The sequence below is a fragment of the Gracilibacillus halotolerans genome (assembly GCF_014206945.1).
Classification (GTDB): Bacteria; Bacillota; Bacilli; order Bacillales; family Amphibacillaceae; genus Gracilibacillus; species Gracilibacillus halotolerans.
This window is the reverse complement of the sequence record NZ_JACHON010000020.1, coordinates 16042-30011: the sequence shown is the minus strand read 5'-3', so window position 1 is coordinate 30011 and position 13970 is coordinate 16042. Positions and strand designations below refer to the sequence as shown.

The window sequence follows — 13970 nt, the reverse complement described above, 5'->3', positions numbered from 1 at the left end:
TATAAGATATTGACCTATGGTAAGTTGATACTTTTGTCATTGGGTTAACTATAATAAGAATTATGCTCAGATTCTACGTGGGGACAATGAAAAATCTTAAAGAGTCGAAAATCTATTGGCTATGTATAGTAAGAATCTATGGAAACACTTATCAAATATATTAGCATATTATTACCTCGCAATTAGCCATAGGTTAGTTATGACAATTACTCGATTACAGCCTTGTACTTTACTGATAGTGATTCAGCATTACTACAACTGTTAATGGAAATACCATCAATTTACTAAATAACAATAAATAATGTATCTACAAGAATATTCTTCCTGATGGTGTTCTCAATAAAAAAGTCGTACAAATCAAAGTTATGATTCACACGACATAATTATAGTCTATTGAATTAGATGGTTATGATAGATTGCACCAATAATAGATTTATCTAACTTGGGAAGTAAAAATCATTGAGAAGACTCAATCACTCTAAACAGTCTATTAGGAAATAAATTTCTACTAAACAATGCCTCATGGGCCAGTAATTAAAATTAATACTTAAACTGACTAAACTGTGCCGAGCCACCTTCTTTTTTAGTAGAATAACAGAACAATCCAAAACGGCAGCCTGTAAAATGGTCTAGCTTAAAGGCGACTTGATGTTCTGGTCCGATTTGTGTGAACTCTCCGTCTTGTTGAAAATAGAATCGGACGATATCTTTCATTTGCCAGAAGTCAGCGTCAATTTTCAATGTTACATTGGGATTATCAATTGGGATACGTTCCCATTCTTTTTCTTCCGAATTGTTTGGTGTAAAGGATTGCATCGTTAAGTCAGTAAGAGGTTTTGTTCTCATTACAAGATAATAGTTACCTGTTTCCTTCGTTATCCCAACGAACCCATATGCTCCTTGCAAAGCACAGAAACCAGCAATATCGCCATCATTTAAATTCGTTGCATCAACGGTAACTTCGGCAGAGCTATTCGGGAATTGCATCCGCTGTGTTAATGTATTGGTTGCTTGAAGCAGTTGATCAGTAACCTTGGTAGTTGATATCTGCACATAGCCTTCTTCGGTATTCACTGAAAAGCCAGATGGATCTGGTTCATGATTAAATTGCCATTTTGGAGCTAAACCATAATACTTAGGATATTGCTTTTTGAAATCATCGGAGCCAACTAACGGTTCATATGGATAATCCGAGTGTGTACTTTCCGTATGAAAATGAACGGGTATTTTACCGTCGTCGCCAAAGATAGGAAAATCTCCGTCACGCCATTCTACTGGAACCAATATTGGCATTCTACCAACTGCCCCGGAATCTTGGAATAAAATTGCATACCAATCTCCTTCTGGTGTATCGACAACGCCTCCTTGGGCAACCCCCTGACCACAATAATCGCGGTCATCGACTAAAACGTCTTGGCCACTAAATGTCTCATCCAATGAGTTTGCTATAAAGCATGACTGGACTCGCATCCATCGATCGGGCAGGGAGCGAATTAAAAATAAATAATACGTTCCGTTAACTTTATAAAAATGTGCGCCCTCATAGCTTAAGTTAGGGTTATCGGCTTCTGATTCAGATACAAGGATTTGGTGGCGACCATTTTCTTTTGGTTTCGATAGATCCGTTTCTAATTCTGTTAGCCATACCTCTCGATTACCATACACAAGATACGTACGATTATCATCATCAAAGAAAAGCGAAGCATCATGATAGAAGCCTTCGATTTCTCTCTTTTCCCATGGTCCCTCCACGTCATTAGCTGTAAATACATAGGTTTTTCTCGTATCATTAGCAGCAAAAACAACGTAAAAAGTTCCATTGTGATAGCGTAGGGAAGCAGCCCACATACCTTGTCCATAAATATGTAAATCATCCTCTAATCTTTGTGCAGGGGTGGAATCTAATTTATCATATACATATGTAGCGTGCTCCCAGTTCACTAAATCATAGGAACGTAAAATTTCGCACCCAGGCATAAAATACATCGTAGTTGAAATCATGTAATACGTGTCATCCACTCGAATGACATCTACATCTGGATAATCTAACGGAATAATAGGGTTTTTCGCTTTAACCTTTGAAGTCATTAATTTATCCTCCTAGAATATATTACTTAGTAAATAAAACAAATTTTAATATATAATAACTACTCTATAGGTGTTATGGATATGTATGATTATTAGTCTATCGATATTGTAAAGTGTAATCGTTTACAAAACAAGATATTTAACTTTTATTTTTAATAGAAAGAATTCTCACACGATAAGAAATAATAGTATTTCATCAAATGATATTGTTTGCGCTTCCAACTACTTAATTTATAATAGAAATAGAGAAAATAAGAGAAGGTGATAGTAAATGGCAGTGGCTCATTTTGATTATTTTTCAGAAGCGCTTCAACGTACGGTGTCTTTTCATCTCGTTTTACCAAATGATATTCGACCCGAATGGAGACAAGACAATCCTTACTTTGAACGCCCGATGAAAACATTAATGCTTCTTCATGGGTATTTTGGTTCGTCTGCAGAGTGGCTTTATAAAAGTGAAATTACAGAGCTTGCGTCTCAATATAACATAGCGGTTATTTTACCGAGTGGAGAAAATAGTTTCTATACAAATGGGGAAGCTTCCGGACGTAGATATGCTGATTTTGTTGGGGAAGAACTGCTTCACTATGTTCAAGACACGTTCCATTTATCGAAGGACAAAAATGATACATTTATTGGTGGCTTTTCAATGGGTGGTTTTGGTGCAATATTAACAGCGTTAGGATATAACAATAATTACGGGAAGGCGTTTGCTCTTTCATCTGCTTTAATTACAGATAATATTCATAAAATGGAAAAAGGTCATCAACAAATGGCGAACTACGACTACTATGAATTAGTTTTTGGTGAGCTATCCAAAGTAAAGCAAACGGAAAATCACCCGCTTTATTTAATTGAGCAATTAAAAGAAAAAGGTGAGACAATACCTGACTTGTTCCTAGCATGTGGAAAAGATGATTGGTTAATTGAAGGTTCCCGTCAGTTTGCCAAATCGTTAGAAGAGTTAAATATTCCTGTTGTTTATCATGAAGATGAAGGTGGTCATGATTTCCGTTTCTGGAATCAATGGATAGAACCATCGATAAAATGGTTACTTAACATGGATTAAGCAATAGTTAAACAATTACGCTAAATACTCAACTTGGGTTTTAGCGTTTTTAGTATGAACAATCTAAGAATTACCGGGTTTAATCTATAATTCAACCGGTTGTTCAAATGAATGTAAGGCTTTACAATAGAGTTGCGATAGTTAAATGACATACTAGAATAGGAGTGACTTTTTCACTATGAAGCAATTAACTAACATAAAAGAAGCGATTGGTAAGACACCACCAAATGGTAATCCACTTGTTTCGCATAAATTTGGTGCGGATCCTTACCCACTAATTTATCAAGACCGTGTATACCTATATGCTACGAATGATGAGATTGAATATGATGAGAATGGCAATGTGACGGATAATACATATCAAGACATTAATACGTTAACCGTTATTTCATCGGATGATCTTGTCAACTGGACAGATCATGGTGAGATTCCAGCTGCTGGACCTAATGGCGCAGCAATATGGGCTAAAAATTCATGGGCACCCGCCATTACGAAAAAAGTAATTGATGGAAAAGATAAGTTCTTCCTCTACTTTGCGAATAATGGAAGTAACATTGGAGTTTTAACGAGTGATTCTCCAGTTGGTCCATGGACAGATCCAATTGGTCAACCAATCATCTCAAGAGATACGCCGGGAATAGACGGTGTACCTTGGATTTTTGACCCAGCCGTTTTAGTCGATGATGATGGAACAGGCTATCTATACTTTGGTGGCGGCATTCCTGATGAAGAATATGAGATGCCAAATACAGCGCGAGTAATTCAGCTAAGTGACGATATGGTTCATACGGTAGGAGAGGCTAAGCCGATTCCTGCGCCATTCATGTTTGAGAGTGGTGGAATTAATAAATATAAGGGTCAATACTATTATTCTTATTGCTCTAACTTCTACACTGGTGAACGTCCGGCGGGTGTGCCAGGAGCTGGGGAAATTGCTTACTTAACGAGTGAGAACCCAATGGGGCCATGGACTTATCAGCATGCTATTTTAAAGAACCCTGGCCATTTCTTTAATGTATCTGGGAATAACCACCATGCGATGTTTGAATTCAAAGGCACATGGTATATCTCGTATCATGCGCAAACACTATCGGCTGCAATGGGGATAGAAAAAGGTTATCGTTCTACACATCTAAATAAAATATATTTTGATGCAGATAATCAAATTGAACCTATTCATGCTGATTTACAAGGGGTAGGAAAAGTTAAAAACCTTAATCCATACGATACAACTGAAGCTGTGACAATGGCTTGGCAAGCAGGGATTAATGTGAGCAAGCCAACAGATAGCAGCTTTAGCGACCATGACCGAGTGGTAACAGGAATTGAAAATGGTACATGGCTAGCTGTTTCTTCGGCAGATTTTGAGAATGGTGCGAAGGAAATCGAAGTACATCTTGCAAGTGAAACAGAAGATGCTTCGATTGAGGTACGTTTACATTCCATAGACGGTGAGCATGTTGGTCAATTGGACGTACCGAATACAGGAGGAAAGTGGGAAAAGTTATCCTTCCCTGTCCAAGTGGATAAAGGTGTCCATGATGTCTACTTTGTATTTAAAGGAAATGCTAGTCAATCTTTATTCGAATTTGCAAGCTGGTCATTTAAGAAGTAACAAATGATAAATAAGGACTCCAGTACCCATCATAGAGATGGAATTGGAGTCCTTTTTTCTTTGAGTAAAAGTAATAAATAAGAGCAAAAAATCAGTTGGATTGGGCAGTTTGTATGTTAGCGTTTCCATTAAACTGATACCGATATTCGGAGGCGCTTATACCTGTAGTCTCTTTGAATTTTTTGTAGAACCAATCTAAATCTGTGTAGCCTACACGATAAGCTATTTCATAGATTTTAAGATCTGTATAACGGAGTAAAAATTTTGTTTTTTCCATGCGACGATTTAATAAATATTGATTAAAGGTCATCTTTTCTTGTGATTTGAATTTTTGACCTAAATAAGAAGAATTGTAATGTAAATCATTCGATATGTCTTTGAGTGTGATATTTTCGTGAATAGATTTTTCAACATAATCTTTCACAACTTCAATGATATTCGATACATTTTTAATTGGTGTTGGCACAGTTTTTTTGGCAGTATACATGGCTTTCGTCTTTTTCTCTTCGATGGCTTCTTTTATATCTAGTAAGCTTTCAATTAAATCCTCGGTTTTTAATGGTTCAGGCAAATAACTGTTCACCTGTAAGTGGATGGCTTTTTGAACGGTGTCAAAGTCTTTAACTCCCTCAATAAGTATAATGGCATTACCTGTTCTCTTCCTTATTTGTTTACAGAATTCCAACCCAAAGGTGTCTAAGTATTTTAAATTTAACAGATAGAGATCATAAGACTTTTCGTTTATGAAATAAAATGCGTCTGCCATGGAGGATGCTGAATCTTCGATGATAAAGCCATAATAAGTCCAATCAATTTCTCTTTTTAATTTTTCTATAGACTGTTGGTTGATATCAATCAATAAAATGGTTCGCATGAAATATATCCCTCCCCGTTGTAGTGGTTCTAAAGAAAATTAAATTAATTATCTACCTATTTTTAGTTTATCTGATGGACAGGGATGGAAGAATGTGCAAATCTTTGTATCCTACTCAAATTTTTGTTTTCTTTAAAAAATGGTTGCTCGGTAACACAAAAGTAGAGTTAGACAGGTGAATCACTTTTATTAACCAGGTTGTTACTAAGAGAGATAGGGCTTATATTTTTATTTACTGAATAAATAAAGGAGGTAGTGTATTGCTGAAATCCAAATTGATAATAATCGTTTTGCTTATTTTCCTTGTCGCATGCGAAATACAAAGTGAAGCGGAAGTAGAGCCTAATGAAGATAAAAAAGAGAGCCAAGAGGTTAAAGAAAAGGGACAAGAAGAAGGCTCAGCAGAACAAACGCAAGTAACTCCAAAGGAACCTATAGGGAAGATTCCACCGAATAATAATCCCCTTTTAGCCTACCAATTTGGGGCAGATCCTTATGTACTTGTTTATGATGATCGGGTGTATCTGTATAACACGTATGATCAATTTGAATATGACGCAGAAGGTAATATTACGGAAAACACATATGCAGATATTAACCAGCTATCTGTCATTTCATCAGCTGACTTAGTCAACTGGACAAACCATGGCTTAATTGATGTTGCTGGCCCTGAGGGAGCGGCAAAATGGGCAACACAATCATGGGCACCAGCCGCAGCTCACAAAGTGATAGACGGGGAAGACCGTTTCTTTTTATATTTTGCGAATAATGCGAGTGGTGTCGTAGTGTTAACAAGTGATAGCCCGATTGGACCGTTTGAAGATCCGATTAATGAACCATTAATTTCATGGTCCACTCCTGGAGTAGAAGGTGTAACTTGGTTATTTGACCCAGCTGTAATCGTAGATGATGACCAATCAGGTTATCTTTACTTCGGTGGTGGGATTCCTGATGAAGAATTTGCGATGCCTAATACTGCTCGTGTTATTTCATTAGGTGAAGATATGGTCAGCATTAATGGAGAAGCAGAAATGATTCCAGCGCCGTTTATGTTTGAGAGTGCGGGTATCAATAAATGGAATGACACTTATTATTACACGTATAGTACGAATTTTTATGATGGAGAGCGTCCTGAAGGTAGTCCAGGTAGTGGGGAAATTGCTTATATGACTAGTGAGAACCCGATGGGACCATGGGAATACCAAGGAACCATTCTCAAAAACCCTGGTCACTTTTTTGGAGTCGGAGGCAATAATCATCAAGTGATCTTTGATTTCAAAGGTCAAACTTATATCGCTTATCACGCTCAAACTCTTGCGGATGCCATGGATGCTGCGCTAGGTTATCGTTCTACACATATCAATCAAGTGTTCTTGAATGAGGATGGTTCTATTCAAGAAATCGAAGCAAACTTAGCTGGTGTGGAATCAATCCAACCACTTAACCCATATGAAAAGGTTCAAGCAGAAACGATGGCATGGAGCACTGGAATTAGTGTTCAAGAATTTGACACGGATGAAGATGGACTTGGCTTAGCGGTGACAGAGATCGAGGCAGGGGATTGGATAGGTGTTTCAAAGGTGGATTTCGATAGTGGCGCAAGCGAAGTATCTGTAGTCGTTGCCAGTGATTCAGAAGGTGGGACGATGGAAATTCGATTAGATGAACCGACTGGAGAATTGTTAGGAACGTTAGAGGTTCCAGCAACTGGTGGTGAGGAAGAATGGCAAACGATCACTACAGAGGTTTCTTCTGTAAGCGGAGTCCATGATATTTATTTCGTATTTCAAGGGAAAGAAGGAACTCCGTTATTCCATTTTGATTATTGGTATTTTAGTCAGTAGCGATAAGAAGCGAATACTTTTACAAATATGAACAGTGATAAAGGCGGCTCTAACCATACATTCAAAAACCCTTTTCCTGCAAGGGTTAGTAGGTCGTAATGCAACTATGCATGATAAGTAAATCTAGAGTTTGTCGGGTGATTATCCTTCATTATCACAGGTTGTTTAACCTAAATGTAAGCGCTATATTTAACACAAGGAATTCCGAAATCATTCATTTATAGGGGGTATTCAGTTGAAAAGAATTTTATTTGCTATCTTTTTATTATTGATGTTCACTCTTGTAGCTTGTAGCAGTAGTGACGATACAGCTAGTGAAGATGTGAATAAGGATGAGGCAGTGGAGACAGATGAAGTATCTAATGATGATAATGGAGATGCAGCGGAAGAGGAAGCGGAAGTCGACTATTATCAAACGCCAGAAATGGACTTTGACTTAGGTGGGCAAACACTTAAAGTTGTAGCTTGGTGGGATATGGAGATTACAGGTGAAGATCCGGATAGTATTCAAGCTCGTGAAAATTTGGAGGCTTTAAAGGAAAAACATAACTTTGATATTGAATACATTACGATTGATTTTGGTGAATACCAAGAACGAATTACTGCTTCGTTATTAGCAAATGAACCGATTGGTGATCTCATTCGTGTAGGTAAAAAGTATACGATTCCTTCATTCGCTCAGCAAGATTTACTTTGGGCAGTAGATGAATGGGTTAAAAATGAAAATGTGTTTAACCTGCAGTTTACAGAAGAAATATTCCAGTATGAAGGTCAGGGATATGCTTTCACAGATGCTAAAGCAAACATTGTTCAAGGTCTTTTCTATAACCGAACGTTAATGGACGAATTAGGGTTAGATCCGATTCAAACATACATTGATGAAGATAACTGGACTTGGGACACTTTTGCTGAAGTTGTAGCATCAGCTAATCAAGATACCAATAATGATGGTCAAACGGATACATGGGGGTTAGCGAATCCATCTGTATTAGAAAGAGCATTAGCATCCAATGATGCAGCACTCACGCAAGGAAATGAGCAAACGTTAGATGATCCAGCAACTGTCGAAGCATTAGAATTTACAGCTTCTATTTTTGAAATAGCGCGCCCAACGGAAGGTGGCGATTGGACAGAGCCAGAACAGTTCTTCCGTGAAGGAAACACACTATTCTTTACTGGAGCAGACTTTCATTATAACGGAATCGTAAATGATATGCCTGATTATGACATTGGCTTTGTACCATTCCCAATTGGACCAAATGCAGATGGCTACCGTACGTATGAGGCAGATATTCAAGCAATCGCCATTCCAAAAACGGTGGAAAACCCTGAACAACTTCTTTATATTTGGGAGAAAATATTCGATATTCAGTCAATCTATGACTACCCTGGTCAAGCTCAATTAGAGTCAATGTTCTCGAATGAGGCTGACATTGAAAATGCTCGATTAGTAATGGAAAACTTAAATGTTCTTGACCACTTCACATTTAATAATGATGTATATTGGAACTTTGAAGCTGAATTATTAGAGGGGACGGCAATTTCAACTCTAATTGAAAGTCATGCACCTGCCTTCCAAGGAGCAATTGATGAAGTTTACGCTGAATAACTGTACATGATAAAAAGTTGGATAAAGTGCCTACATCTCTTTCGTAGGCACTTTATCTTCTACCAAAGAAAAGATAAAGGGAGGGAAAATAGTGCGTATATTCAAAAGTAATTTATTTCGTATTATTTTAGTCCTTATCATCTTTTTTACTTCGATATGGATTTATGATTCTAGAAATAAAGATAATCAGCATTATTCACAAGCCACTTCTGAATTTGAAGCAGTGATTTCGGATAAAAATGAAGAGAGCTATGATACCTACTTAGAAAACAATGCCAATGCAAGTAGACCTGATCAAGTCATTCGAGTAGAAGGAGAGGACTTTGTAGAAACAGATGGGACGGATTTTCGTATTGAAGAAGACTTTCGATCTTTAGAGGGACTATCCGTTTTTACTCCCGAACAAGGCTCCATTTCATGGGAAGTGGATATTGAAGAAGCTGGTTTATATAATATGCGCATCCATTATTACCCTGTCGAAGGAAAGAGCTCAGCTATCCAAAGAGAAATTAATATTAATCAAGAGTTACCTTTTATGGGAGCGGATTATGTCGTTTTTGATCGTATTTGGATAGATGGTGATGAGGAAACAAGAAGAGATGAGAATGATAACGAAATTCGTTCAAGGCAAATAGAGCAACCAAAATGGGTTCTTGCTCCGTTTAAAGATAGTGAAGGCTATTTTAATGAACCGTATCAATTCTATTTTGAAGAAGGGACACAAACGATTACGTTGACAGCGAAACGAGAGCCAATGGTAATTGATTATATTGAGCTCTATCAACACCAGTCAGCACCTACATATGAAGCTAAAAAGATGGAGTATGAAGCAAGTGGGCTCCAGCCAACATCTGGCGAATTTATTAAAATTCAAGCAGAGGATGCTGTCAGAAAATCATCAGCTACCTTATTTCCTTTAACGGATCGTTCCAGTCCAACAGTTGAACCATACCATGTATCGAAATTACGGGTAAATGCGATTGGTGGTCAAAATTGGCAAATGCCAGGTCAATGGATTGAATGGGAAGTAGAAGTTGAAGAAGAAGGGCTTTATCAACTGGCATTAAAAAGAAAACAAGATTTGTTGCGCGGTGTGTATGCATCCCGAACGCTAACGGTAAATGGAGAGGTTCCTTTTCAAGAAATGAATGTTATTCGTTTTAACTATAATTTAGATTGGATTACCGATGTATTAGGACAATCAGATGAAGCGCCTTATTTATTCCATTTAAAAAAAGGAAAGAACACAATTCGTTTAACGGTTACATTAGGAGACATTTCACCGTTATTAAGAACCATTGAATCAAGTGTGCTTGAACTTAATGAGATGTATCGGAAAATTTTGATGATTACATCAAATACACCTGATCCATTAAGAGATTATCAATTAGAACGACGGATTCCAGATATGTTGGATGTTTTCGAAGAGCAAGCAGATATTCTTGAAAGTGTAGCCAATCATTTAGAGACTATAACTGGTGAACGTAGTGATAAAGTTGCTGTACTTCATTCGACTGTAACTCAATTAGAAAAAATGGTCGCTAAACCAGAAACTGTTGCACGTCAACTGGATTCATTCAAGATGAATGTGGGTGGTTTAGGAACGTGGATTCAGACTGTTCGTGAGCAACCACTGACGTTAGATTATTTAATTATTGCTTCCCCAGACCAAGAGATGCCAAGAGCAAGTGCAACGACTATGGAAAAAGTAAAGCACGAAGTTGGTGCATTTTTTGCGTCGTACTCTGAGGACTATGACAATATCGGTAGCACAAGTAATTTTAGCGACATTGAGGAAGAAGTAACGGTATGGGTAACAACAGGACGTGATCAGGCGCAAATTTTAAAAGGAATGGTAGATGATTTATTCACTCCAGATACTGGTATTTCCGTTAATGTTCGTCTCGTTCAACCGGATGTTCTATTACCTGCTACGTTAGCTGGGGAAGGGCCTGATGTAGCATTAAATTTAGGTGAAGATGTCCCGGTAAACTATGCGATGCGAAATGCTGCAAAAGATTTATCTGCTTTTTCGGACTATGAAGAAATAGTAACACGATTCCATGAAAGTGCCGTGTTACCGTTTGAATTTAATGAAGGTGTTTATGCCTTACCTGAACAACAAATGTTCCCGGTCATGTTTTATCGGTCCGATATATTAGAAGAGTTAGAATTAGAACCGCCAGAGACATGGGATGATGTTTATAATATTATTTCTGTCTTGCAACGGAATAACTTAGAGTTTTATTTGCCTATTGATGATCCAATGGCACAGAACCAAACGCTACTTGCCCCTAACCAAGCATTTGGAATGCTACTCTACCAAAGGGGAGGTCAGTTTTATGCGGATGACCAAAAATCAAGTGAGTTAGACGGAGAAATATCGATAGATGCTTTTAATCAATGGACACAATTTTATACGAACTACAAGTTCCCGTTAATGGCTGATTTTCCAAACCGTTTACGAGTTGGTGAAATGCCAATTGGGATTGCTGATTATACAACCTACAATATGTTGACTGTTTTAGCACCTGAGATAAGAGGGCTATGGGAGTTCACGACAATACCAGGGATGGTTCAGGAAGATGGAACGATTGACCATACGGTACCAAGCACGAGTATTGCTTCAATGATGTTAGCTAATTCAGAGAAAAAAGAAGCGGCTTGGGAGTTTTTGAAATGGTGGACGGAGAAAGACACGCAATTAACGTTTGGTCGAGAGATGGAAAGTATTTTAGGCGAAGCAGCACGTTATCCAACGGCTAATGTGGAAGCGTTATCGGAATTACCTTGGCCTGTCGAAGATTATCAGAACTTAGCAAGTCAATGGCAGTGGGTTAGAGGTGTGCCTCAAGTTCCGGGTGGATACTTTACAGGAAGACATCTTGATAATGCTTTTAGACGTGTCGTTAATGCGAATGAAAATCCACGAGAATCTTTACAGGATTATACACGTTATATCAATGATGAAATTGAAATTAAACGAAAAGAATTTAACTTACCTTACTAGGATAGGAGGTGTGGTAGATGAAAGCAAAATCAATGGAACAGCCTATAGATGACATTGTCTATCCGATCAAGGAAGCAACAAGAAAGCAATCAAAAAGGAAAGATAAATGGCAACGTTTAAAACGAGATATGAAAAAAGCTAGGCATTATTACTTGTTGATGCTGCCGTTTATGATTATTTTCTTTTTGTTTACGATTGTACCAGTCGTTGCTTCGTTTGTTTTAAGCTTTTTCTCCTTTAACATGTTAGAAATGCCACAATTCGTTGGATGGGATAACTATTCTAGATTGTTTCTAGGTGATGATGTTTTTATGACAGCATTAAGAAATACGCTACTGTTTGCAGCTATTACTGGACCAGTGAGTTATATCGCGTGTTTTATTTTCGCTTGGATTATTAATGAGTTATCACCGAAGATTAGAGCTTTTATGACGGTTATCTTTTATGCACCATCGATTGCAGGTAACGTGTTCTTTATTTGGCTAATTATTTTCTCTGGTGATACGTACGGTTATCTGAACGGTATCTTGATGGAATTAGGGATTATATTAGAACCGATTCAATGGTTAAGAGATGAACAGTATGTGTTAGGAGTAGTGATATTAGTTCAATTGTGGTTAAGCTTAGGAACTAGTTTTCTTGCCTTTATTGCGGGACTTCAAACTCTTGATAAGTCCTTAATTGAAGCAGGAGCGATTGATGGTATTCGGAACAGATGGCAAGAGCTTTGGTATATTACCCTACCATCGATGAAGCCACAATTATTATTCGGTGCGGTCATGCAAATTACGCAATCCTTTGCCGTTGCAGATATCTCTATTGCACTAGCTGGATTTCCGAGTGTGAATTACGCAGCACATACAGTAGTTACCCACTTGATGGATTACGGTACGATTCGATTTGAAATGGGCTATGCATCTGCCATTGCTACGGTTTTATTCTTACTAATGGTTGGTACGAACATGGTTGTTCAAAAATTACTAAGAAAGGTGGGAACATAACATGCGTTTCTTTAATAAACAGCTTAACCGTTCGATGCCGATTACGATTCTATTATTCTTATTTTTAGCAATGGTCGGTCTGTTTATGGCAATACCACTCGTTTATGCCATCAATAATGCCTTTAAACCATTAGATGAGCTCTTTATTTTCCCACCACGTTTTTTTGTTCGAAATCCAACCTTAGATAACTTTTATGATTTGGTTGCGGTAATGGGTGATTCATGGGTTCCAATTTCTCGGTATTTCTTTAATACATTTATTATTACCATTTTTGGTACAGGAGGACATATTATATTTGCCTCCATGGCTGCTTATCCATTAGCAAAATATAAGTTTCCAGGTTCCAAAGTGATCTTTCAAATCGTTATCCTTGCATTAATGTTCTCGCCACATGTAACGGCGATTCCAAACTACTTAGTAATGTCAGGCTTAGGCTGGATTGATACGTATTTATCATTAATTATTCCAGCAATGGCTTTTCCATTAGGATTGTTCTTAATGAAACAGTTTATGGAACAACTACCAGATGCGATGCTCGAAGCGGCTAAAATTGATGGTGCGAGCGAATTTCGTATCTTTTGGAAAATAGTGATGCCAAACGTAAAGCCTGCATGGTTAACCTTACTTATTTTGCAATTCCCGATCTTATGGGGAACAACAGGTGGAAACTTTATTTATAGTGAAGAGTTAAAAACGTTAAATTATGCGTTAGAGCAAATTACGGAAGCTGGTATTGCTCGTGCTGGAGTTGGAGCTGCCGTTGCTCTTATTCTCATGAGCGTTCCAATTATCTTATTTATACTTTCACAAAGTAAAGTAATTGAAACAATGTCCAGTTCAGGTATGAAGGATTAGAAGG

9 protein-coding genes are annotated in these 13970 nt (G+C 37.7%); 7 read left to right on the top strand and 2 right to left on the bottom strand.

All coding sequences use genetic code 11. From position 1 onward, the window contains the following. Positions 1-540: 540 nt before the first annotated feature. Positions 541-2088: a glycoside hydrolase family 43 protein gene (locus GGQ92_RS13950; protein WP_184250227.1), complete on the bottom strand. Its 1548-nt coding sequence runs from the start codon at positions 2086-2088 to the stop codon at positions 541-543. Positions 2089-2359: 271 nt separating this feature from the next. On the opposite strand from GGQ92_RS13950, the gene GGQ92_RS13945 reads away from it, so the two are divergent. Both GGQ92_RS13945 and GGQ92_RS13940 read left to right on the top strand, forming a co-directional pair. Further along, positions 2360-3157, top strand: coding sequence for an alpha/beta hydrolase (locus tag GGQ92_RS13945; RefSeq protein ID WP_184250224.1), 798 nt, complete (start codon positions 2360-2362; stop codon positions 3155-3157). A gap of 178 nt (positions 3158-3335) precedes the next feature. Next, positions 3336-4772 (top strand): glycoside hydrolase family 43 protein, encoded by a 1437-nt coding sequence (locus GGQ92_RS13940; protein ID WP_184250221.1) that lies wholly within the window; start codon positions 3336-3338, stop codon positions 4770-4772. A gap of 91 nt (positions 4773-4863) precedes the next feature. On the opposite strand, the gene GGQ92_RS13935 is transcribed toward GGQ92_RS13940, so the two are convergent. After that, on the bottom strand, positions 4864-5646 hold the full coding sequence (locus tag GGQ92_RS13935; RefSeq protein WP_184250218.1) for a helix-turn-helix domain-containing protein: 783 nt from the start codon (positions 5644-5646) through the stop codon (positions 4864-4866). Positions 5647-5906: 260 nt separating this feature from the next. Here GGQ92_RS13935 and GGQ92_RS13930 point away from each other — a divergent pair, with 260 nt between their 5' ends. The 5 genes from GGQ92_RS13930 to GGQ92_RS13910 all read left to right on the top strand — a co-directional run bounded on the left by GGQ92_RS13930 (position 5907) and on the right by GGQ92_RS13910 (position 13966). Then, complete coding sequence (locus GGQ92_RS13930; protein WP_221437332.1) at positions 5907-7490, top strand: glycoside hydrolase family 43 protein; 1584 nt, start codon at positions 5907-5909, stop codon at positions 7488-7490. 235 nt (positions 7491-7725) lie between these two features. After that, the gene (locus GGQ92_RS13925) at positions 7726-9099 is read left to right on the top strand and encodes an ABC transporter substrate-binding protein (protein ID WP_246384471.1); all 1374 of its coding nucleotides are present in this window, start codon (positions 7726-7728) and stop codon (positions 9097-9099) included. Positions 9100-9190: 91 nt separating this feature from the next. After that, on the top strand, positions 9191-12109 hold the full coding sequence (locus GGQ92_RS13920) for an extracellular solute-binding protein (protein ID WP_425486415.1): 2919 nt from the start codon (positions 9191-9193) through the stop codon (positions 12107-12109). A gap of 17 nt (positions 12110-12126) precedes the next feature. Next, positions 12127-13110 carry a carbohydrate ABC transporter permease gene (locus GGQ92_RS13915; protein WP_184250215.1) on the top strand — a complete coding sequence of 328 codons (984 nt, stop codon included), beginning with the start codon at positions 12127-12129 and terminating at the stop codon, positions 13108-13110. A gap of 1 nt (position 13111) precedes the next feature. After that, positions 13112-13966: a carbohydrate ABC transporter permease gene (locus GGQ92_RS13910; RefSeq protein ID WP_184250212.1), complete on the top strand. Its 855-nt coding sequence runs from the start codon at positions 13112-13114 to the stop codon at positions 13964-13966. Positions 13967-13970 lie beyond the last annotated feature (4 nt).